At 65.8% G+C, this 22,076-nt stretch carries 22 protein-coding genes and 1 pseudogene; 6 read left to right on the top strand and 17 right to left on the bottom strand.

The genetic code is table 11. The features are described 5' to 3' along the window. Positions 1–323 precede the first annotated feature (323 nt). Together AB4851_RS11110 and AB4851_RS11105 are read left to right on the top strand one after the other, a co-directional pair. Positions 324–1,703: an aspartate aminotransferase family protein gene (locus AB4851_RS11110; protein ID WP_414447239.1), complete on the top strand. Its 1,380-nt coding sequence runs from the start codon at positions 324–326 to the stop codon at positions 1,701–1,703. A gap of 100 nt (positions 1,704–1,803) precedes the next feature. Then, positions 1,804–2,319, top strand: coding sequence for an Lrp/AsnC family transcriptional regulator (locus tag AB4851_RS11105; protein WP_414447238.1), 516 nt, complete (start codon positions 1,804–1,806; stop codon positions 2,317–2,319). A 43-nt stretch (positions 2,320–2,362) separates the two neighbouring features. Here the strand turns inward: AB4851_RS11105 and AB4851_RS11100 are convergent, their stop codons facing one another. The 11 genes from AB4851_RS11100 to AB4851_RS11050 form a co-directional block, all read right to left on the bottom strand. Then, a complete protein-coding gene (locus AB4851_RS11100) occupies positions 2,363–2,824 on the bottom strand; it encodes a helix-turn-helix domain-containing protein (RefSeq protein WP_414447237.1) in 462 nt (153 codons plus the stop codon). A 13-nt stretch (positions 2,825–2,837) separates the two neighbouring features. Continuing rightward, positions 2,838–4,055, bottom strand: coding sequence for an NAD(P)/FAD-dependent oxidoreductase (locus AB4851_RS11095; protein WP_414447236.1), 1,218 nt, complete (start codon positions 4,053–4,055; stop codon positions 2,838–2,840). Next, on the bottom strand, positions 4,052–5,434 hold the full coding sequence (locus AB4851_RS11090) for an FAD-dependent oxidoreductase (RefSeq protein ID WP_414447235.1): 1,383 nt from the start codon (positions 5,432–5,434) through the stop codon (positions 4,052–4,054). Before AB4851_RS11090 ends, AB4851_RS11095 begins: the two co-directional genes overlap by 4 nt. Then, positions 5,413–5,724, bottom strand: coding sequence for a (2Fe-2S)-binding protein (locus AB4851_RS11085; protein ID WP_414447234.1), 312 nt, complete (start codon positions 5,722–5,724; stop codon positions 5,413–5,415). The genes AB4851_RS11090 and AB4851_RS11085 overlap by 22 nt, the downstream gene beginning before the upstream one ends. 8 nt (positions 5,725–5,732) lie before the next feature. Beyond that, a complete protein-coding gene (locus AB4851_RS11080) occupies positions 5,733–6,521 on the bottom strand; it encodes an amino acid ABC transporter ATP-binding protein (protein ID WP_414447233.1) in 789 nt (262 codons plus the stop codon). Between the two features lie 7 nt (positions 6,522–6,528). Next, complete coding sequence (locus tag AB4851_RS11075; RefSeq protein WP_414439606.1) at positions 6,529–7,188, bottom strand: amino acid ABC transporter permease; 660 nt, start codon at positions 7,186–7,188, stop codon at positions 6,529–6,531. Between the two features lie 131 nt (positions 7,189–7,319). Continuing rightward, the gene (locus AB4851_RS11070; RefSeq protein ID WP_414439607.1) at positions 7,320–8,075 is read right to left on the bottom strand and encodes an ABC transporter substrate-binding protein; all 756 of its coding nucleotides are present in this window, start codon (positions 8,073–8,075) and stop codon (positions 7,320–7,322) included. Positions 8,076–8,148: 73 nt separating this feature from the next. Then, positions 8,149–9,426, bottom strand: coding sequence for an NAD(P)/FAD-dependent oxidoreductase (locus AB4851_RS11065; protein ID WP_414447232.1), 1,278 nt, complete (start codon positions 9,424–9,426; stop codon positions 8,149–8,151). 51 nt (positions 9,427–9,477) lie between these two features. Continuing rightward, positions 9,478–10,146, bottom strand: coding sequence for a haloacid dehalogenase type II (locus tag AB4851_RS11060; RefSeq protein ID WP_414441998.1), 669 nt, complete (start codon positions 10,144–10,146; stop codon positions 9,478–9,480). 180 nt (positions 10,147–10,326) lie between these two features. Continuing rightward, positions 10,327–11,820, bottom strand: coding sequence for an aldehyde dehydrogenase family protein (locus AB4851_RS11055; RefSeq protein WP_414447231.1), 1,494 nt, complete (start codon positions 11,818–11,820; stop codon positions 10,327–10,329). A 463-nt stretch (positions 11,821–12,283) separates the two neighbouring features. Continuing rightward, positions 12,284–12,895: a helix-turn-helix domain-containing protein gene (locus AB4851_RS11050; RefSeq protein WP_414439610.1), complete on the bottom strand. Its 612-nt coding sequence runs from the start codon at positions 12,893–12,895 to the stop codon at positions 12,284–12,286. A gap of 281 nt (positions 12,896–13,176) precedes the next feature. On the opposite strand from AB4851_RS11050, the gene AB4851_RS11045 reads away from it, so the two are divergent. From AB4851_RS11045 to AB4851_RS11030, 4 genes are all read left to right on the top strand, one after another. Next, positions 13,177–14,061, top strand: a complete 885-nt coding sequence (locus AB4851_RS11045) for a GNAT family N-acetyltransferase (protein WP_414447230.1) — start codon at positions 13,177–13,179, stop codon at positions 14,059–14,061. 6 nt (positions 14,062–14,067) lie between these two features. Then, on the top strand, positions 14,068–14,991 hold the full coding sequence (locus tag AB4851_RS11040; protein ID WP_414447229.1) for a 2-hydroxyacid dehydrogenase: 924 nt from the start codon (positions 14,068–14,070) through the stop codon (positions 14,989–14,991). A 64-nt stretch (positions 14,992–15,055) separates the two neighbouring features. Continuing rightward, on the top strand, positions 15,056–16,054 hold the full coding sequence (locus AB4851_RS11035; RefSeq protein ID WP_414447228.1) for a M14 family metallopeptidase: 999 nt from the start codon (positions 15,056–15,058) through the stop codon (positions 16,052–16,054). After that, the gene (locus tag AB4851_RS11030) at positions 16,051–16,395 is read left to right on the top strand and encodes a cupin domain-containing protein (RefSeq protein ID WP_414439614.1); all 345 of its coding nucleotides are present in this window, start codon (positions 16,051–16,053) and stop codon (positions 16,393–16,395) included. Before AB4851_RS11035 ends, AB4851_RS11030 begins: the two co-directional genes overlap by 4 nt. An 89-nt stretch (positions 16,396–16,484) precedes the next feature. Here the strand turns inward: AB4851_RS11030 and AB4851_RS11025 are convergent, their stop codons facing one another. From AB4851_RS11025 to AB4851_RS11000, 6 genes and pseudogenes are all read right to left on the bottom strand, one after another. Next, entirely contained in the window at positions 16,485–17,618 is a 1,134-nt protein-coding gene (locus tag AB4851_RS11025) for a DUF484 family protein (protein WP_414447227.1), read from the bottom strand. A 185-nt stretch (positions 17,619–17,803) separates the two neighbouring features. Next, complete coding sequence (locus AB4851_RS11020) at positions 17,804–19,546, bottom strand: ShlB/FhaC/HecB family hemolysin secretion/activation protein (RefSeq protein WP_414447226.1); 1,743 nt, start codon at positions 19,544–19,546, stop codon at positions 17,804–17,806. Positions 19,547–19,578: 32 nt separating this feature from the next. Next, the gene (locus AB4851_RS11015; protein ID WP_414449168.1) at positions 19,579–20,070 is read right to left on the bottom strand and encodes a contact-dependent growth inhibition system immunity protein; all 492 of its coding nucleotides are present in this window, start codon (positions 20,068–20,070) and stop codon (positions 19,579–19,581) included. Between the two features lie 173 nt (positions 20,071–20,243). After that, positions 20,244–20,483: pseudogene (locus AB4851_RS11010) on the bottom strand (hemagglutinin repeat-containing protein); the annotation flags it as partial. 101 nt (positions 20,484–20,584) lie between these two features. Further along, positions 20,585–20,842, bottom strand: coding sequence for a hypothetical protein (locus AB4851_RS11005; RefSeq protein ID WP_414447225.1), 258 nt, complete (start codon positions 20,840–20,842; stop codon positions 20,585–20,587). Positions 20,843–21,245: 403 nt separating this feature from the next. Further along, positions 21,246–22,064, bottom strand: coding sequence for a polymorphic toxin type 22 domain-containing protein (locus tag AB4851_RS11000; protein WP_414447224.1), 819 nt, complete (start codon positions 22,062–22,064; stop codon positions 21,246–21,248). Between the last annotated feature and the right edge of the window lie 12 nt (positions 22,065–22,076).

Genomic DNA, 22,076 nt, shown 5'->3' with positions numbered 1-22,076 from the left:
ATAGCGAAATACGTGGAATGGGGATTCGAATGCCGCATCGCTGAAAACCGTCAATTACATTTTTCAATCTTTTTAATTTCAATTGCATGACAATTCATTCTTAAAATCGCAGGATAATGCAATTATTTCCGATTTTTAATCAAGCCTCGATTATTCGAGGTAATAATTTCAGCCCCTCCCCGGCACAAGATTTCGGCATACCCCACCGAAACGGCATTTCCTGTCGTTTGCCCCGACGATTTCCGCACCCGCTCCGGCTATCGGCTGGCTACCATCGAGACATCGCCGTACCCGTCCCACCCACTTCCCATGAGGCCCCGACCATGTCCAGCTCGCCGCTCATCGACGCCGACCGCCGCCACCTGATCCACCCCGTCATCAACTACCGTGCCCACGAAGCGCGCGGCACCACCGTGCTCGAATCGGGCCACGGCGCCTACCTGCGCGACACCGACGGCAACGAGCTGCTCGACGCGTTCGCGGGCCTCTGGTGCGTGAACGTCGGCTACGGCCAGCAGAGCATCGTCGAGGCCGCGACGCGGCAGATGATGAAGCTGCCCTACGCGACCACGTATTTCCATTTTTCGTCGGAGCCCGCGATCGAACTGGCCGAGAAGCTCGTCTCGCTCGCGCCCGCCTCGCTGCAGCACGTGTACTTCACGCTCGGCGGCTCGGACGCGATCGATTCGGCCGTGCGCTTCATCACGCATTACTACAACGCCACCGGCCGGCCGTCGAAGAAGCAGATGATCGCGCTGGAGCGCGGCTATCACGGCTCGTCGTCGATGGGCGCGGGCCTGACCGCGCTGCCGGCGTTCCATCGCCACTTCGACCTGCCGCTGCCGACCCAGCATCACCTGCCCTCGCCGTACGCGTACCGCAGCGAGCACGGCGCCGATGACGCCGCGCTGATCGCCGCGTCGGTGGCCGCGCTGGAAGCGAAGGTGGCCGAACTCGGCGCCGACAACGTGGCCGCGTTCTTCTGCGAGCCGATCCAGGGCTCGGGCGGCGTGATCGTGCCGCCGCGCGGCTGGCTGAAGGCGATGCGCGACGCGTGCCGCCGCCTCGGCATCCTGTTCGTGGCAGACGAGGTGATCACCGGCTTCGGCCGCACCGGCCCGCTGTTCGCCTGTGCCGACGAACAGGTCGAGCCGGACCTGATGACGGTGGCCAAGGGCCTGACCTCGGGCTATGTGCCGATGGGCGCGGTGCTGATGTCGGACGAGGTGTACCAGGGCATCGCGGGCGACGCGGCCGATACGGCAATCGTCGGCCACGGCGCGACGTATTCGGCGCACCCGGTCAGCGCGGCGGTCGCGCTCGAAGTGCTGCGCCTCTATCACGAAGGCGGCCTGCTGGCGAACGCGCAGGCGCAGGCGCCGCGCTTCGCGGCCGGCCTCGACGGCCTGCTCGACCATCCGCTGGTGGGCGATTCGCGCCATCGCGGCCTGCTCGGCGCGCTGGAACTCGTGGCGAACAAAACCACGCGCGCGCGCTTCGATCCGGCGCTGAAGCTGTCCGAGCGCATCGCGGCGTCGGCGTACCGCAACAAGCTGATCTTCCGCGCGTTCGGCGACAACATCCTCGGTTTCGCGCCCGCGCTTTGCTACGGCGAGACCGAATTCGGGCAATTGTTCGAACGCCTGAAGAAGACGCTCGACGAGGTGCTGGAAGACCGCGAGGTGCGCGCCGCGCTCGGCTGACGCGGGGCCGCCCGGCGGGGTGGCGCGTGCTAACATCGGCCTGCTTGCGCATGCGGGGCGCCCTTTCGGCGCCCCGCCCGCATTTTCACGGCACACCGCGATGATCCTCCCCGCCCACAGCAAGCTGGACCGTATCGACCTGCGCATCCTCTCGCATCTGCAGAAGAAGGGGCGCATGACCAACGTCGAACTGGCCGAGGCCGTGGATCTCTCCCCCAGCCCGTGCCTCGCGCGCGTCAAGCGCCTGGAAAAAGCCGGCTACATCGCCGGCTACGGCGCGCAGGTTCAGGTCGAAAAGCTCGGCGACGTGCAGATCGTGTTCACCGAGGTCACGCTCGCCGATCACCGCCGCGAGGATTTCGCGAAGTTCGAGGCGGCCATCCGCCCGGTGGACGAGATCGTCGAATGCCACGTGGCGAGCGGCGGCTACGACTATCTGCTGAAGTTCGTCACGCGCAGCGTGCATCACTACCAGAGCGTGATCGAGGGGTTGCTCGACCGCGAGATCGGCATCGAGCGCTACTTCAGCTACGTGATCATCCGCACGCCGTTCGTCAAGCACGGCTGGCCGCTCGACGCGCTGTTCGGCGCGCGGCAGGACACGCCGCCGGGCTGAACCGCGCGGCGCACGGCGTGCGCATCGGCACGCAAACCATCCATCAGGAAACCGGAAGATTGCCGGCCGGCGCGCCGGCACTGAGCCATTCGCGCGGCGTATGGCCGAGCACGCGCTTGAAATGACGGCACAGGTGGCTCTGGTCGAAGAAGCCGACCTCGGCCGCCACCACCGACGGCGACACGCCGCGCCGCAGCAGCCGCTGCGCATGGCGCACGCGCACGATCCGCACGTATTGCTGGGGCGACACGCCGATCTCCATGCTGAAACGCGCCGCGAAACGCGACACGCTGAGGCCGGCGGCTTCGGCCAGATCGGTCAGGCTGATCGGCTCGGCGAAACAGGCATGGATGAAATCGAGCGCGCGCTGCACGGCGCGCGTCGCGCCGGCCTCGCCCTGCGAAGGCGAGGCGGCGGCCGAAGCAGTGGGAGAAGCGGCGGACGCGCCCGTGGACGACGCGCCGGGCGGCGCGTCGGGGCGATGACAAGCCGGGGCGGTCTGCATCGCGTGCACCGGCTCAGGCGGCCGGCGCCGATTGCGGGCCGGGCACCATGGGCACGGCAGGCACGACGGGCGACGTTGCGGCAACGGCCTGAGCGGCGGCGCCCTGGCCCGCGAAGCGGCGGATATCGAACGGCTCGATCGGCGTGACCGTGGCGCCGGTGGCGATCAGCTCGGCCATCGTGTCGCCCACGCCGGGCCCAAGCTGGAAGCCGTGCCCGCAGAACCCGAACGCATAGAACAGGCCGCTCGTGGTGCCGCTCGCGCCCATGATCGGCCGGTCGTCGGGCATGTAGCCCTCGACGCCGCTCCAGGTGCGGATGATGTTCAGGCGCTTGAGCGCCGGCGCGACGCGCTGCGCCTCGCGGAACTGCAGCAGCGGGCTGGTCGGCAGCACCTTGGCGCGGCGCGCGTCGAGAAACGCCGGGCCGCGCGCACAGCCGCCGATCACGATGTTGCCGCGCTTCACCTGCCGGAAATACACGATCTCCTCGAGGCGCGGCGACGACACGCCGATCGCCGGCCCGATCGCATACGGCACCGGCTCGCTCACCGACATCTGCGGGCCGTGCACCGCGATCGGCACCGGCTCGCCGAACTGCGCGCTCAACTGGCTGCCCCACGCGCCGGCCGTGATCAGCAAGGTGCCCGCATGGAAGCTGCGGCCGTCGGCGGCCGTCGCGCGAAAGCCGTTGCCTTCCTTCTCGACCGAAACGATATCGGTGTTCTCGTGGATCTGCGCGCCGAGCCTGGCCGCTGCGCGGCCGAACGCGGGGGCGGCGAGCCGCGGGTTCGCGTGGCCGTCGACCGGCGCGTACGAACCGGCCAGCACCTCGGGGCCGATGTACGGAAACCGGCGGCGCAGCGCATCGCCGTGCAGCATCTCCAGATCGAGGCCGTAATGCTTCGCGTCGCGCGCATAGGTTTCGAACATGTCGGCCTGCTCGCTGCGGTAGCACACGCGCAGATGGCCCGACATCAGGAATTCGGCGTCGTGCCCGATCAGCTCGGGCAGCCGCAGCCAGATTTCTCTCGACCGGTTCGCCAGCGGCAGTTGCGGCAGGAAGCGCCCCTGCCGGCGCACGTTGCCGAAGTTGGTGCCGCTCGCCTGCTGGCCGATCAACTGGCGTTCGAGCAGCGTCACGGACAGCCCGCGGCGGCGCAGGAAAAACGCGGAGGACGCGCCCATGAAGCCGCCTCCCACGATCAATACATCGGCATCTTCGCGCTTCACGTCGGTTCCTCCACGCTCACCGTCGCCATCGCGAGCGGCTTGACGGGCGCCTGCCCGCGCAGCCGGCCCACCTGTTCGAGCGGCACGCACGCGGCGGCCGCGATGATTTCGGCGGCCGCATGGCCGCAATAACGGCCCTGGCAGCGGCCCATGCCGACGCGCGACAGCGCCTTCGCACGGTTCGCTTCCTGCGCGCCTTCCTCGCGCGTCACACGGCGCAGCTCGCCGGCCGTGATGCCTTCGCAGCGGCACACGACGGTGTCGTCGGGCACGCTGGCGGCTTGCTTCGCAGGCCAGACGAAGGCCTCGGCCAGCCCCTGGCGGAAGCGGTCCATGCGTTGCTGATCGCGCTTGAGCGCGGCCAGCGCCGTGCTGTCCACCTCGCGGCCGAGGTCGAGCAGGGCTGCATAGGCCGCGAGCCGGCCCGCGTTTTCCGCGCCGTCGGCGCCGAGCACGCGCACGCCGTCGCCGGCCAGATACACGCCCGGCTCGCTGCTGCGGCCCAGTTCGTCGATCTGCGGCAGCCATTGGCGCGTGGGCGCGTCGAAGCGGAACGCGCAGCGCGCGAGATCGGCCAGTTGCGTTTCGGGGCGCAGGTGATAGCCGATCCCCACCGCATCGCAGTCGATCTGCTCGATCGCGCCGCGCGCCGTCCGGAACCGCACGGCCTGCACGCCATCCTCGGGTGTCCCGACGATCTCGACCGGCTCCACGCCGTTGCGCATCGTCACGCCGGCGCGCTTCAGCGCGCTCACCAGCACCCGGCCCTTGCGCAGCACGTCGAAGCGCGCCAGCAGCTTCGGCAGCGCGCGCAGCCGCGCGCCGGCCGGCGAGGTGTCGAGCACCGCCGCCACCTGCGCGCCGGCCTGCACGTACTGGCTCGCGACCAGATACAGCAGCGGCCCGGTGCCCATGAACACCACCCGCCGCCCGATCGCGCAAGCCTGCGATTTCAGCGCGATCTGCGCCGCGCCGAGCGTGTAGGTGCCCGCGTATTGCCAGCCCTTGACCGGAATCAGCCGGTCGGTCGCGCCGGGGCACAGGATCAGCGCGTCGTACGGCAACGCGCTCGCCTGGCCGTCGCGTACCACGTGCACATGGCGATCCCAGATGGTCCAGGCCAGCGTTTGCGGCCGGTAGTCGAGTTGCCCGCGCAGTTGCGAGAACGTGTCGTGCAGGTCCTGCGCGCGCGGCGCTTCGGTGCCGTACAGCTTCGCGTACGGCCGCGTGAAGCCTTCCGGCTGACGCCGGTAGATCTGGCCGCCGTCGCGGCGGCCTTCGTCGATCAGGGTGGGCCGAAGGCCCGCGGCCAACAGTGTTTGCGCGCAGCGCACGCCTGCCGGCCCGGCCCCGACGATCACGATGCGAGGTTCGCCCATTGCGCCTCCGGTTCGGCAGTCACGATCCGCATCCCCGCCTCGACGACGGTGGTGCACGCACGCAGGCGCTCGCCCGCATCGGTCCAGACCCAGCAATCCTGGCACGCGCCCATCAGGCAATGGCCCGCGCGCGCCTCGCCGCCGAATTCGGAATGGCGCACCTGGCGCACCGAACACAGCAGCGCGGTCAGCAGCGTGTCGCCTTCGAGCGCCGCCACCTCCTGCCCGTCGATCGCGATGCGCACGGTGTCGCGGCCAGTCTCGGCCAGCCGCACGAAACGTCCGGTCATGCTTGCGCTCATGCCGCGGCCCCTCCCGGATTGGCGTTCGCGCCTTCGCGCTCGCCCAGCACTTCGGCAGGATTGCCAAGCACATGGCGCAGGAATTCGCGGGTGCGCGCCTCGCGCGGCGAGCCGAGCACCTGTTTGGCGGTGCCCTGCTCGATGATGTGGCCGCCGTGCAGGAAGCACACGCGATCCGCCACCTCGCGCGCGAAGCCCATCTCGTGCGTGACGACCAGCATCGTCATGCCTTCCTTGGCCAGCGTGCGCATCACGTTCAGCACCTCGCCCACCAGTTCCGGATCGAGCGCCGAGGTCGGCTCGTCGAACAGGATCGCCTTGGGCTTCATCGCCAGCGAGCGCGCGATCGCCACGCGCTGCTGCTGGCCGCCCGACAACTGATGCGGGTAGTAATGCAGCTTGTGGCCAAGGCCCACCTTGGTCAGCAGTTCCTCCGCGTTGCGCTGCGCGTCGTGGCGCGGTTCCTTCTTCACATGCAGCGGCCCTTCCATCACGTTTTCGAGCGCCGTGCGGTGCGGGAACAGGTTGAAGCGCTGGAACACCATGCCCACTTGCGTGCGCAACTGGTTGATGTTGCGCGCGCGCTGCTCGACGCGCTCCCCGAGCAGCTTGATCTCGCCCGCATCGTACGATTCGAGCGCGTTGATACAGCGCAGCAGCGTGGATTTGCCGGAGCCGGACGCGCCGATCAGGCACACCACCTCGCCCTGCTCCACGTTCAGCGAGATGCCGTTGAGCACGGACACGCTGCCGAAGCTCTTCTGGACGTTGGAAATTTCGATCATCGCAACCTCACTTCTTGGCCTTGTGCTTGCCGAAACGGCGCTCGAGGTACTTCGTCATGCTCATCAACGGCAGGCTCATCAGCAGATAGCCGATCGCCACCAGCGTATACACGGTGATGTTCTGGAACGTCGAGGCGGCGATCAACTGCCCCTGGCGCGTCATCTCGGCCACCGTGATGGTGGAGGCCAGCGACGAATCCTTCAGCATCATCACCAGCGTGTTCGCGTACGGCGGCAGCGCCACCTTGATCGCCTGGGGCAGGATCACGCGCACCATGGTCTTCACGCGGCCCATGCCGATCGATTGCGCGGCTTCGTACTGGCCCGGGTCGACCGACTCGATGCCCGAGCGGATGATCTCGGCCACGTAGGTCGAATAGCCGAAACTGAGCCCGATGATGCTCGCCTGCAGCGCCGACACCTCGATATGGATGTCCGGCAGAACGAAATAAATATAGAACAGCAGGACGATCATCGGCAGGCCGCGCACCACGTTGATCAGCGCGCTGACCGCGGTGACCAGCGCCGGGTAGCGCGACATCTTGAGCAGCGCCCACACGAGGCCCAGGGCGGTGCTGAGCACCAGGCAGCCGATCGTGATGATGATGCTCATCGTGGCGCCCTGCAGCAGGATCGGAACAAAATCGACTATGTCGTGCCAACGCATGGGATACCTTGTACAGTCGTTCGCGATTGCTCGCTGTGATTGCGGCGCGCCGTGCGGGCGGGCCGGCTCGGCGCGCGGCGGCCGGGGCCGGGGAACGCCCGCCGTGCCGCGTCCGGTCGTTCAGTGGCGGATCAGCTCGCCAGGTGCCACTTCTTCAGGATCTTGTCGAGCGTGCCGTCGGCCTTCATCTTGGTCAGCGCGTCGTTCACCTTCGCCAGCAGCGCCGCGTTGCCCTTCTTCACGCCCACCGCGATGTCGAACTTCTGCATCGGCACGTAATCGTCGTCCACCCGCGTGCCGGCCATCGCGCCCGCGGCTTCCTGCGCCTTCAGGATCGGGTAATCGTTGAAACCGGCCACGATGCGGCCGATCGCAACGTCGCGCGTCATGTCGGCCGGGCTGTCGTACATCTTCACTTCCTTGAAGATGCCGAGCTTGACGAGCTGGTCGGCGTAATCGGTGCCGGTCGGCGCGCCCACCGTCATGCCCTTCAGATCCTGGATCGAGCGGTAGTTCGTTTTGTTGGAATCCTTGACGATGATGCCTTCGCCGAACGCCGTGACGGGCTGCGAGAAATCCACCACCTCGGCACGCTTCGGGGTGGGCGTCATGCCGGCCACGATGATGTCGATCTTGCCCGACACCACCGCCGGAATCAGCGCCGAAAACGGCACCGCCTGGTACGACACGTTGAAGCCCTCGCGCTTGCCGATCTCGCGCACGACTTCCGGCATGATCCCCTCGATCTTCTGTGTCTTGACGTCGAGGTAGGTGGTGGGCGCGCTCGACGGCGGCGAGCCGGCCGTCAGCGTGGGCTGGTCGGCACGGGCGGCGGTGGCGCCGAGCAGCAGCGACAGGGCAACGAAAGCAAGGGTGGTACGCGTCATGGTCTGATTTCCTTCTGGATGTCGAAATATCGGTGCGTCGTTGCCGTCTCGAACGACGGCGCACGGCATCGGTTCAGTGAAGCACGTCCTGCAACCGGTAATACGCGCCGACGAGCGGCAGGAACCACGCGCGCCCGAAATGTCCGGGAATCGCAGGCCAGTCGAGCGTTCGCCACGGGTTGCGCGTGGCGGCGCCGAACATCACGTCGGCCATCACGCGGCCCATGTGCACCGACATCTGCACACCGTGGCCGCTGTAGCCCATCGAATAGAACAAACCCTCATGCTCGCCGGCGCGCGGCAGCCGGTCGGCCGTCATGTCGACCAGGCCGCCCCAGCAGTAATCGATGCGCACGTCCGCGAGCTGCGGGAAATACGCGAGCATGCCGTCGCGCAGGATCTGGCCGCTCTTGGCGTCCGAGCGCGGATTCGACATCGCGAAGCGCGCCCGCCCGCCGAACAGCAGCCGGTCGTCCTGGGTCGGACGGAAGTAGTTGCCGATCTGGCGCGTGGTGACGTACGAGCGGCGCGTCGGCAGCAACGCGTCCATGCGCGCGCGGCCGAGCGGCTCGGTCACCACGATGAAGCTGCCGACCGGCGCGATGCGGCGGCGGAACCACTGCAGCGGGCCGGACTGCGACGCGCCGGTGGCGATCAGCACGCGGTCCGCGCGCAGCGTGCCGCGCGCGCACTGCAACTCATGGGCATGGCCGCCGAGCGGCTTGATGCCCGTCACCGGCGTGTCCTCGAAGATCGACGCGCCGTGCCGCATGGCCGCTTCGGCGAGCCCCGCGCCGAACTTGCCCATGTGCATCTGCACGCCGTTGTTCTGCACCAGGCCGCCGTAGAAGCCGTCCGAGGCGATCTCGTCGCGGATGCGCTCGCGGGAAATCAGCTCGACGTCGGCATCCACCGAGCGGCGCAGCGCGTCGTAGGTCTTTTCCAGCGACGCGAAGTGATGCGGCTTGGCGGCCAGCTTGATCTTGCCGCTGCGGCGCAGGTCGCACGCGATGCCTTCCTGCTCGACGATCTCGGCCACGCTCGCCACCGCATCGGCATAGGCGCGATAGAACTGCGTGGCGCGCTCCACGCCGAGTTTGGCCGACATGCCCGCGAAGTCCTGCGCGATGCCGGTGTTGCACTGGCCGCCGTTGCGCCCCGAGGCCTGCCCCGCCGCGCGCCCCGCTTCCAGCACCGCCACCGACACGCCACGCTTGGCCAGCGCCAGCGCCGCCGACAAGCCGGTGAAACCGCCGCCGACGATCGCCACGTCCACGCGGGCGGGCAGCGCCGCATCGGTGGGCTGCGTGAGGCGCGGCGCGGTATCGAGCCAGTACGAATCGAGCTTCATGGTGTTGCGTTCCGTGGGTATCGTGGGCAATCGGGGCGAACCGCTCGCGGCTTACAAGCCGAGCTGTTCGGCCAGATGCGGCAGGCTTTTGACTTCGTTGACCTGGTAATACGGCGTCAGCGGTTCGTGGCCGCGATTCACGAACGCCTTGTGCTTGATGCCCATGTCGTAGGCCGTCATCAGGTCGTAGCGGAAGCTCGACGACACGTGCAGCACGTCTTCCGGGTTGCAGTCGAGCTGGTCGAACATGTATTCGAACGCCTTGCGCAGCGGCTTGTACGCCTGCGCCTGCTGTGCCGTGTAGACCTGGTGGAACGGCGCGCCGAGCTTGGCGACGTTGCTGTCGATCTGCTCGTCGGCGGCGTTCGACAGGATCACCAGCTTGTATTTCGACGCGAGGCGCGACAGGCCTTCCGGCACGTCCGGATGCGGGCCCCAGGTCGGCACGGCTTCGTAGATCTTCAGCGCGGTGGCCTCGTCGAACGGCACGCCGGTACGCTCGCAGGTGCGGCGGATCGAGTTGATCACCACCTCGCGGTACGGCTTCCATGCACCGAGGATTTCGTCGAGCCGGTAGCCGCGGAAGAATTCGACGAACTCGTCCATCTTCGCCGGGGAAAGCTGCTCGCCGTAAAGCTGGCGGGCCGTCTCGCCCATCTGGAAACGGGTCAGCGTGCCGTAGCAGTCGAAAGTGATGTACTTCGGCTCGAAATCGATCATGGTCTGCATCCTGTCGTCGTGGCGAACCCGTGGCGGGTTCTGTTCAAAATGAGCGCGGCGGGCGGCGCACGTCGCGCGATCCATCAGGGATACTGATTAAATTCGCGCGGCCCGCGGTTACGGTGAAGCGTGCTGCGGCGCCCCGCGCCGCCGAGCCGGCGGCATGCGGGACACATCGGGTCAGACGGTGTCGAAATCGATCAGCACGCTCTTGTGACGCATGCTCGCTTCCAGCGCCTGCCGGCCCAGGTCCTTGCCGATGCCCGACTGCTTGAAGCCGCCGGTCGGGATGATCATGTCGCCGCTGCGGCCATACCGGTTGATCCACACCGTGCCGGCCGCGATGCGGCGCATCGCGCGCAGCGCCTGGCCGATGTCGCGCGTGTGCACGCCGGCCGCCAGGCCGTAGGTCGGGTGACCGGCCAGCGCGATGCCTTCGTCCTCGTCGTCGAAGGTCTGCACCGTCAGCACCGGGCCGAACAGTTCCTCGCGCACCGCTGCCGTCTCGGCCGTCACGTTGGCGAGCAGCGTCGGGCGATGGAACCAGCCATCTTCCGTGCCTTCGAAGAAGCCGCCGCCGCAGATCAGCTCCGCGCCCTGCCCGCGGCTCTCGTCCACCAGCGCCGCGATCCGGCGCGCCTGGCCGCCGCTGATGATCGGCGAATAACGCGTGGCGGCCGACCACATCGGCCCCGGCGCGATGCCGGCCAGTTCGCGCTGCACCGCCTCGATCAGCGGCTCGGCCAGCCGGCGATGCACGATCAGCCGCGTGCCGGCCACGCAGGCCTGCCCGCCGTTGGCCGTGAAGCCGCGCGCCACGCAGCGCGCCGTGTGCGCGAGGTCGTGCACGTGCTCGAACACCAGTTGCGGGCTCTTGCCGCCGAGTTCCAGCGTGACGGGCTTGGTGCCGTGAAACGCCGCCTCGCTCATGATCGCCGCGCCGGTGCGCGTCGAGCCGGTGAAGCTGATCTTGGCGATGCCGGGGTGGCGCGTGATGGCCGAACCGGTGGTCGCGCCGCGGCCGTTCACGACATTGAAGATGCCGGGCGGCATGCCCGCCTCGATCGCCAGTTCGGCGAGGCGCAGCGTGGAGAACGGCGTCATTTCCGAGGGTTTCAGCACCACCGCGTTGCCGGCCGCGAGCGCCGGGCCGCATTTCCACGAGCACATCGACAGCGGGAAATTCCACGGCGTGATCGCGCCGATCACGCCATAGGGCTCGGACGCCACGAAGCCGAGGCTGTCCTGCCGCGTGGCGGCGATGTCCCCGCCGAGCTTGTCGGCCAGTTCCGCGAAGAAGCGAATCGCCTCGGCCGTGAACGGCACGTCCGACGCATACGCCTCGGCCACCGGGCGCGTGGAGCTGACGGCCTCCAGTTGTGCGAGCGCCACCGCGTTCTCGTCGATCAGTTGCGCCCAGCGCGTCAGCACGCGGGCACGTTCGCGCGGCGAACGCGTCGCCCAGCCGCTCGTCTTCACTGCTTCGAGCGCGTTCGACACGGCCTCGTCGACGGTGGCCGCGCTCGCGTCCGGAACATGGCCGAGCAGGCGACCGTCGGACGGGCGATGCACCGCGATCGGTTCTTCATCGGTGTGACGATAGACGCCGCCGATGAAGTGCCCCTGCGGCAGCGCAATGGCGGACGGATCGAAATCCAGTGACGGTGTAGTCATGCTCGGCCTGTTCGAGAAACATGGGGTGGTTTCCGCCTCAGCGGCAGAATGAACAACCACGCGATGAAGTTCATTATAGTGAACGACCGATGTTTTCCTAGTGATCAAAAATAATTCTGCAAAAAACTTCCGGGCCTGGTTTGCCACGCGAGAAACGGGCCAGGCCGGTGCCGCGCCGCAGCCTTTTATAGGGGGTTGCGCGCGCCATGCAGCGTGCATGGATGCGCTTGAAGCACACGCCGCCGAGCTGCAAGCATGGCGCGCCACTGAACGCGGGCGCAGCAAAAATGAAACCGAAATGAACCGGACATCACGCGGAAATGAAGCGAACGCCACATAGCGTGCCGAAGCACGCCGAGCGCTCAGGGTAAAAACGGAGAGAAAAAAGGCAGGAGGACGAAGCGGTGAAGCGGCGCGGCGCGCGCGATACGCGCGCCGGCGACAGGGAACGGCAGGCGGAAAATCAGAGATGAATCACGGGCGGGCGCGTGTTCATCACCCACAACAACCTGGCGGGCTTGCTGCTTTCGTTGCGCACGCTGTGCGGCACGGTGCTCTTGAACTGGAAGCTGTCGCCCTCGTTGAGCAGGCAGCGCTGGTCGCCCACGTTGAGCACGACCGAACCTTCCATCACCATCCCGCACTTCTCGCCCACGCCCACCAGCACTTCTTCCGAGCCGGCGCCGGCCGGCAGCATGATGAACATCATCTGCAGATCGTGGTCGCCGTGCGGCGACAGCAACTCCTTCTGCATATGGTTCTTGCCGACCTCGAAATGCGGGCGGTCGGCCGCGCGGCGCACGAAATCGGCGGTGGCCGGATCGATCAGCGCGTTGTCTTCTTCCAGCAGCGCGCTGAGCGGCACGTCGAGCGCAATGCGCAGGCGCTCGAGAATCCGCACCGACGGGTTCGCCTTGTTGCGTTCGACCTGGCTCACGGTGCCGACCGATACGCCGGCGCGCAGCGCGAGTTCGTTGACGGACAGGCCGCGCGCATTACGCAGCGCGCGCAGCCGCGAGCCGACATCCGCCTGGCTCGCGGGCGCCTCGACCTTCTTCTTGGACTGGGTTCGCATGGGATTCCTGTTGAATTCGGTGCCGGGCGCTCGAAGCCGGTTCATGCTCCACCGGTTCGGCACGGTTTCGGTGCGGGACCGGCGGCTTCGCGCCCTGTGCGCCGCCCTGGTAGCGCGCACGACAGCCATCATTATATTGAAACTTTTTTGAATGCGATGAACAATCAAAAAAGCCGCGACGTCGCGCGCCACGCGTTCGCAAGTCAGGAAGATCGTCCTATGAAGCGTCCGGGGCGCGTGCGACAGTCGAATCTGAACATGTCGTCCATCAGGAGTCCGCTGTGTCCGAAACCGCCGTCAAGCCCGAACTTCACTACCGCCGCTTCACCGCCGAGGACGTCGCCGCCGCGCACGGCCTGTCGGTGGCCGTGCGCTGGCCGCATCGCCCCGAGGATTGGCGCTTCGCCGCCGAAGCGGGCGGCGGCTTCGTCGCCGTCGAAGGCGACGCCGTGATCGGCACCGCGCTGTGCTGGACGTTCGGCGCGGACCGCGCCTCGCTCGGCATGGTGATCGTCTCGCCCGATCAGCAAGGGCGCGGCATCGGCCGCAAGCTGATGGAACTCGTGCTGGACGCGCTCGGCGATCGCGTGACGTTTCTGCACGCCACGCCCGCCGGCCAGCCGCTCTATGAAAAGCTCGGTTTCGCCGCGTGCGGCGCGCTCACGCAACATCAGGGCACCGTGGCCGCCGCGCCGGCCGTCGAGCTGCCGGCCGGCGACACGCTGCGCGCGGCCACCCCGGCCGACCTGCCGGCGCTGATCGAACTGGCCTCGCGCGGCTGCGGGCTCGACCGCAGCGCTACGCTGCCCGCCCTGCTCGAAGTCGCGCAGGCGGTAGTGCTAGAACACGAAGGCACGATCGCCGGCTTCGCGATCGCGCGCCGCTTCGGCCGCGGCTTCGCGATCGGCCCGGTGGTGTGCGCGCCCTCGGACGATCACGCGCGCGCCAAGGCGCTGGTGGCCTACTGGCTCGCGCGGCATGTCGGCGATTTCGTGCGCATCGACGTGCCCGCCGGCGCCGGCATCGAGGCCTGGCTGCCGAGCGTCGGCCTGGTGCCGGTCGATACGGTCGTCAAGATGGTGCGCAACGCGCCGGCCGCCGAACACAGCGGCGAGCCCGATGCCGCGTGGCGCGCCTACGGCATCATCAACCAGGCGATGGCCTGAGCCGCGATGAGCGTTCTCTACAAGGCCGACCCGGTTCGCGGCGCGCAATGGGCCGAACTGTTCGCGCAACGCGCGCCCGAGGTGCCGTTCCGCGTCTGGCCCGACCTCGGCGATCCGGCCGCAATCCGCTACCTGGTGGCCTGGCAGCCCGGCGATCTCGCGCACACGCTGCCGAACCTCGAAGCGGTGTTCTCGGTGGGCGCCGGCGTCGATCAGCTCGATCTGGCGAGCCTGCCCGCGCATCTGCCGGTGGTGCGCATGATCGAGCCGGGCATCGTCGAGGGCATGGTCGAATACGTGAGCGAGGCGGTGCTCGCGATCCATCGCGACCTGTTCGACTACGCGCTCGCGCAGCAGGCCCGCGAGTGGAAGCCGCTGCCGCTCGTGCCGGCCCGCGAGCGCCGCGTCGGCGTGCTCGGGCTCGGCCAGCTCGGCACCGCAGCGCTCGAGCGGCTGCGCCTGTTCGGCTTCGATTGCGCCGGCTGGAGCCGCTCGCCGCGCACGCTCGACGGCGTCACGTGCTTTGCCGGCGAGGCCACGCTCGATGCGTTCCTGGCCCGCACCGACATCCTCGTCTGCCTGTTGCCGCTCACGCCCGACACGCGCGGGTTGCTGTCGCGCCGCGTGTTCGACGCGCTGCCGCGCGGCGCCTCGCTGGTGCACGTGGGGCGCGGCCCGCAACTCGACAGCGATGCGCTGCTCGCGGCGCTGGCCGATGGCCGCTTGCGCAACGCCGTGCTCGACGTGACCGACCCGGAGCCGCTGCCGCCCGAGCATCCGCTGTGGGCCACGCCGCGCGTGCGGATCACGCCGCACATCGCCAGCGCCACGCGGCCCGACACGGCCGTGAGCAGCCTGCTCGACAACTTGCGCCGCCATCGCGCGGGCGAGCCGATGATCGGCCTGATCGACCGCAGCCGCGGCTACTAGGCCGGCCACTTTCAGGCATCCTCGCCATGACGCATTCACCCGCCCCACCCTGGAACCCCGCCGCATGAGCCTCGACGCCTATCCGATCGAAGTCGCCTTCCCCGACCTCACCGCCCACGCCGAGGGCAATACCGGCATCGCCTACGTCCACAGCTTCGATTCCGGCGTGGCCGGCCCGCACGTGATGGTCAACGCGCTGACGCACGGCAACGAGGTGTGCGGCGCGATCGTCGTCGATGCACTGCTGCGCGCCGGGTTGCGCCCGCGCCGCGGCCGCCTGACGCTGGCGTTCGCGAACATCGACGCCTACGCGCGCTTCGACCCCGCGCAGCCCGACCGCGCGCGCTTCGTCGACCAGGATTTCAACCGCGTGTGGACCGCCGCCACGCTCGACGACACGGCCCGCCGCTCGGTCGAACTCGATCGCGCCCGCGCGATGCGGCCGGTGATCGACACCGTCGATCTGCTGCTCGACCTCCATTCGATGCACGAGAAAAGCGCCCCGCTGATCGTGGCGGGGCCGCTCGACAAGGGCATCGCGCTGTCGGCGCAAGTGGGCGCGCCGGCCACCGTGATCTGCGACGAGGGCCACCCCGAAGGCCGCCGCATGCGCGATTACGCCGGCTTCGGCGACCCGGCCAGCGCCCGCAACGCCCTGCTGATCGAATGCGGCCAGCACTGGGAAGCGCGCGCGGTGGATGTCGCGCAGGACAGCACCGCGCGCTTCCTGCTGAACGCCGGCACGATCGACGCCGCCGATCTGCCGGACGGCTGGCTGCTGCCGCTGCCCGCGCAGATGACGGTGGTGCGCGTGACCGAGCCGGTGGTGGCGAGCAGCATGGATTTCCGCTTCGCCGGCCCCTACACCGGGCTCGAAACCTTCGACACGGCCGGCGCCACGATCGGCTGGTCGAACGGCGAACCGGTTCGCACGCCTTACGACGACTGCATGCTGGTGATGCCGTCGCTGCGCCAGCTCCGGCCCGGCGTGACCGTGGTGCGGCTCGGCCGCATCGAACAACGCTTCGACCATTCGCAACGCCAACAGGAACATCTTTCGTGAAAGTCCAGCAGATCAAGCAGGCCGTGCAGGCCACCGGGTTCGAGGATTGGGGCACCGCCGGGCTGCCCGGCACCGAGCCGGTGCGCGTCAGCGGCCGTCAGGTGGTGATTCCCGGCGCGGAGCCGATCGACACCGGCGTGTTCGAGTGCACGCCCGGCACCTACCGCCGTTCCGTCAAGCAGGCCGAAGTGATGCACTTCCTGGCCGGCTCGGGCAGCTTCACGCCCGACGGCGAGGACACCATCCGCTTCGAGGGCGGCGACACGCTGTTCTTCGAGGCCAATACGGAAGGCTTGTGGCAGGTCGAGCAGACCATGCGCAAGATCTATGTGATTTTCTGAGTGGCGCGGGCCGCCTTGGCGTAGCCCTTCTTGCCCTTGCAGCACTCACGGCGGCTCGGCGGCCGCCCTGCCGCCGCCCGCCCGCGCGCTCAGGCGCCGGTCGGCCGGTGCAGCTTCACGCGGTTGCGGCCGCCGCGCTTGGCGGCATAGAGCGCCTGATCGGCGTGCGCCAGCAGCCGGCGCGCCGCGTCGGCCGCGCTGGCCGGATCGCTTTCCACTGCCTGCGCCGCATCCAGTTCCCCCACCGCCACGCCGATCGACACCGACAGCGTCAGTATCCGCTCCGGCGGTTCGGCCGCCTCCAGCGCTTCCGCCACCGACAGCACGGCCACCGCCGCGCGCACGCGCTCGGCCACCGTGGCCGCCAGCATCGCGTCGCCGCGCACCAGCACCACGAATTCCTCGCCGCCGTAACGGGCCACCGTATCGCTGTAGCGCACGGTGCTCCGGATGCACGCGCCGATCGCGGCCAGCACCCGGTCGCCGACGGCATGGCCGTAGGTGTCGTTGATCTGCTTGAAGTGGTCGACGTCGATGAACAGGCAGGCCATCGGCGAGCGCGATTCGGCCGAGTGCTGGATCTCGTCGTGGATGCGGCTGTCGAAATAGCGGCGGTTCGGCAGGTTGGTCAGCGTGTCGGTCATGCCGTAGCGCGCCACCTGCTCGCGGTGCGCGACGTTGACCACGCCGGCGCTCACGTACGACGCGAAACGCTCGATCAGGTCGGTCGCCTTGCCGGCCGTGAAGCGGGCCGGGTCGCGGCTGCCCAGGCACAGGTAACCGTTGATGCCGTGCTCCTGGTGCAGCGGCAGCACCGCGACGCTCGCCGGCACCTCGGCATCGTCGTAGAACGCCGTGAGCGCCGCCGCCCCGAGCGCCGCCCCGGCGCCGAGCCACGGCTGGCCGGCCTCGCCCGGAATCGCGTCGCCCAGCTCGACCAGGCGGCCGCGATGCAGCACGCGGCCGTCCGGCCGGGCGGCGCGCGACACCGATTCGAGCATCTCGTGGATCAGCGAGATGTCGTCGTTGAGCCACAGCGTGACGAACGGCAGGTCGAACGCCTGGGCCAGCTCGCGCACCAGCGTGTCGTAGAAGGCGGTGAAATCCGGGGCACTGACCAGACGCAATTCGATTTGCTGGAAGCGTTGCAGTACCCGCTCGTTATGGCGAACGGTGTCGAGCAGGGCATGCAGACGGCTTACGGTCGAAGGGTCTTCGGTCACAGGCAGGATCAAATCGAGTGGGCCTTCTCCATATCGGCAACTTTTCGATTTTCTTGATGGGGAAATGGTGGAGGACAACATCGGTGGCGCAACCCGGCATTGTGTGGGGCGGTTTTCGGTTGCACCGAAGCGGGGCACCGCGCTCGCGACGGCGCCGGCCCGAGCGCCCGATCACGCCCGCGTCATCAGAGCTGCGCCGTGACTTGAAAGCCCACCGTCACGCGTGCCGTGGGAAACCCGGAAGGCTTGTAGATCGGCGTGCCGGCGAACAGGTCGTAACCGCAGGCACCCAATCGCGTCGCAATGCTGCCCTTCACGCCGATCACCGCGCCTGCCAGTTGCGTGCCGACCAGCGCGATCGGCTGCGCGCCCCACACGCGGCCGTAGTCGATGCCCGCATAGATCGCCTGCCCGGTCCGGGCGATCGACGCCTGCAGTTCGTTGCGCCAGAAAAAGCCATGGGAAGCGGCCAGCATCGTCTCCCCGTCGAATCCGCGTACGGTATAGCGGCTGCCGATCGTCAGGTCGTCGATGTAGTACAGCGAACTGCCGGTGTACTGGCCATGGAACGTCGTCACGTAGCGCAACGGCTGCTGCGCGATCGCGAACGGCACCGACAGGTTCGCATCGAGCACCGCCATCTTGTAGCGATAGGTCGGGCCGCCGTCGGCTGCCAGGCTGTCGTCCTGCGCGCCGAACGCGCCGATGCCCTGCCGATACGCCAGCGTTCCGTCGAACTGCGCGTTGCCGAAATAGTGGCGATCGGTCAGGCCGAACTCGACGAACGTGTTGTTGCGGCGCTGCTGCGGAATTTCGGTGTCCTCGATGAAGCTTTGCCCGAAGCGGCGCGACAAGCGGAACTGTGCACCGAGCATGTTGTTCCGGCTGCGTAACAGCACGCGGTTCAGCTTGAGATCGATCGTCTTCGAATTGCCGCTCGCGACGAACGTCTGGTTCACGCCGGCGATCTGCTGGTAGTACGTGTTGGTGTACGCCGACAGCGTTGCCGTCCAGTAACCCCACGGGATCGAGTAGAAGCCGTTCCAGCCATGCGAGCCGAGGCGCTTGTCGCCGAATTCGAGATCCTGGCTCGCGCCGATATTGAAGATGTCGTTCAGGCCGAGCGGGTTGTCGATGCCGAGCGCAAGGTTGCCTTGCAGGCGCCCCGTCGCGCGCGTGCCGGCGTTATCGATCGAGGCGACGACCGTCCACGGTTTGCCGCGCTTCACGTCGAGCACGACGTCGCTTTCGCCCGGTACGTCGGCAGGTGCGATCTGCATCGATACCGCCTGGCTCGATACGCGCTTCATTTGTTCGACGCCCTGCTCGACGTCACGCAGGTTCAGCAGTTCGCCGTCGCCTGTCGGGAACGCGGTTTTCCAGGTGCCGCGCTGTTTGTCGTTGGTGAAGCGGATGTGGCGGATCACGCCGGGGATCAGCGAGAGCTTGAGCGTGCCGGTCGACAGATCCTGTGCGGGCAGCAGCACGCGTGTCGTGACGTAGCCGCGCGCGAGGATGGCTTGCGACAGGCCACTGACGAGCATGTCGAGGCCCTGCTTTCCGACGCATTGGCCGGTGTAGTGCTCAAGCCATTCGCGCACGAAGGCAAAGCGGTCCATCGGCAATACCGACGCGCCTTGCGCTTTCACGGCAGCGGGCAGCGCATCGGGGACGTCGAGCGTGAAGCGCTCGATGCGGAAACAGGGCGTTTCGGAAGGCAGCGTCGGATAGGCGGCGCTTGCCGTTACGCCCGAACGTACGCCGGGTGCGGAGACGGCCCGTTCGCGTTCGCGGGTTTCTTCCTGTTGTCGGGTTTGCTGGTCATTGCCCGGGATGATCGTGTTTTGCGGGGTTCTCTGTGCTGATACGTTCACTGCCACTGTCAGCAGCAGGGCCGCAATGCCCATCCCCCGTCGGTTGATACTCATGGATGTTGTTCTTAACGATTGGGTTGGTTGATTTATGGAATGCAGCGGTCCAGGGCGACTCGCAAAGCAACGCCGATTTCGGCTTCTGGCGAATTGGACGGCAGGACGACTTTTGTGTTGTCGCCCAACCCATCCCACGCTGCGAGCTTGTCGTGGCGGCTTGGATCGAGCGTCAGGACACCGTCAACGACTTTTGCGTGGCACAGGATCATTTTTTTGAACAGCACTTGCTTGGTTTTGTACCCGAACCGGGCAAGAAGGCTATCCGCCCATTTTTTATAGTTTTCTCCGACCAGTCGGAAATCGAAAAAGAGTGGATTTTCTTCACGATGCTGTGGGGTGATGAAACGGCTTGCCAGCAGCGCGTCGTTAAGACAACGGCCGAGCGCTTCGTCGTGGGCAGCCATGTCGAGAAAATGCACGCTGCCATCCGGATCTGCGATTGAAACGCGGTGTCCTGATTGCGTTTCAATGAGAATGAAATCTGGATTTCGATATATGGCCGCGCGTTGCCAAGGATTCACTTCGCTCAATTCGGTTCCTTTTTACTGTTGCTGCAAGAATCGTGACGACGGGGCTGTCAGCGTACTGGATAGTTCGATTGAGTTGTTACGGCTGCGGTGGGGTTTTTTGATCTAGTCTTGGGTTTGGTTTTTTTGTGACTGATAAACGTCTTCAGTTTCTTTTCTCTCCGTTGAGCACATTTCACATGGTTGTTGTTCTGTGTCGCCAAGTCGCTGTTGGCTTTCGACATCGCCGTAGAAACGCCGAACCCGCCCGTGCCGATCAATACGCCCACGCTCGCGCTCTTTGATTCGTTCGTAGTCCGTGTCGAATCGGTGTCGGTCGTGTTGACGATATCGATCTGGTTTTTTGCTGCCAAGATCACGTCGTTTGAGTTCACGTTCGAGCCGGCGATCGTCAGATTGGCGTTGCCTGATCAGACGACGAACATTTGTAGAGTCGCAAAAAATAGAGCACAACTTGGGCGACGGAAAATCTGCCTTCGGTCATGGCAGTATCAAATTTTTAATTAATTCATTCTTCCTCACCCTGATTTTTATTTTTTATTTCGTAGCTGTCGCGTGCCTTTTGGTAGCTACTGCCGAAGGGTTTGATACCTAATTGGTGAGCTTTGCTAGCATATCCACCGACGGCCGCGATTCCTAGCCCCACCGACATAAACAAAAGCGACCGATACCATACAAAACCAATAAAAACAATTCCGGCACCAAATACAATTAACAAAAATCTAACCAAAGAAGAAAAATTTCCATCATCAATAAATTTCATCATGATTACCTCATTTTTCCTGAGACGAATTCTTCAAATGCCCAGCCCACCCGGAGTTTTTTGCAGCTTCGCCCATTTCAGTAAAAAATGGCCCAATCAGCGGGTAGCGATCTGATCCATAAAAACAGGTTCTGTATGTCGGGGAGTTTGGCGACGGTGCCGTTCGTATCCGTCGTGTCGCGATTCAAGCTCGCCACATCCTGCTTCTGGTTCGCCGAATCCGTAATCGTGACCGTCCCCGCACTGACTATCTTCCAAATTAAGCTAATTAATTATAAATTTTTTAATCAGAAAAACAAAAAAAACGATCCAAAATACGACCACAGCACCTGTATATGTGACTTTTGAAGCCTTACTCATCTTTGCCCATGTCTTATCATCGGGCCCGCCTGGCGCGACCATATTATTACTCCTTTGATCCAGAGATCGGGATGGAATGACTGAAGGGCGAAATGCCGAACGAAGTAGACCCCGGATTACTAACGCCGATTTCAATTGCAGCATTTCCACCATATGCATGAGTAATCGCAAGAAACGCATTCACACTAAACGGCATTGGAATCGAAACAAACCCCTGCACCCCATCTCCATTCATGAATGAATTTGTTCCCAATGCGCTTCTATCTCGGAATATCCAACCAAACGAAGCCACCCCGCCAGGCCTTACCGATATTGACCTTGGATTACTCTGAGCAACCCCTCCGGCTACATACATTGTTCCGTCATGCAGATTCACACTTACCCCTGCACTTGCTGATAGCGATCCCGAGCCAACCACAGCATAGTCCGGCGCAATTCCACGCCCATACTCCCCAAACCCAGCCGAATAATCTCCCGTGTTATAGCCAAGATAGAAGGGTCCGTAAGAGTCAACATTTGGCGTTACCGCCGAAGTGCTTGGCTTGCCCCAACTATAAGGTGAACTTTCGCCACCTGTGCTCTCTGTGATTAGATTTTGTATTTCTATTGACGGAGTGGCCAGCATGGACAAATCTTGCACAAGGTAGTTTCCCGTACGGTCTATCGCCAGCTTCATGCCCGTCGTATCGTAGATCGCACTCTTAGGCGTATCCGCCTTCAACGGCACCACTATGCCCGTCGAAGCGTATTCATCGTACTGACTATTGTTCGCCGCACGCATCGCATTTTCGATTTGCGCTGCAGTGATTGGCGAACCATCGGCATTCGCCAACCCTTGAGCCTTCGATTTTTCCTCCAGATGCAACTGCCGATTAAA

The sequence above is a fragment of the Burkholderia sp. 22PA0099 genome (genome assembly GCF_047497165.1).
Lineage (GTDB): Bacteria > Pseudomonadota > Gammaproteobacteria > Burkholderiales > Burkholderiaceae > Burkholderia.
The sequence above is the reverse complement of the archived record's forward strand: the minus strand, read 5'-3'. Positions and strand labels throughout refer to the sequence as shown.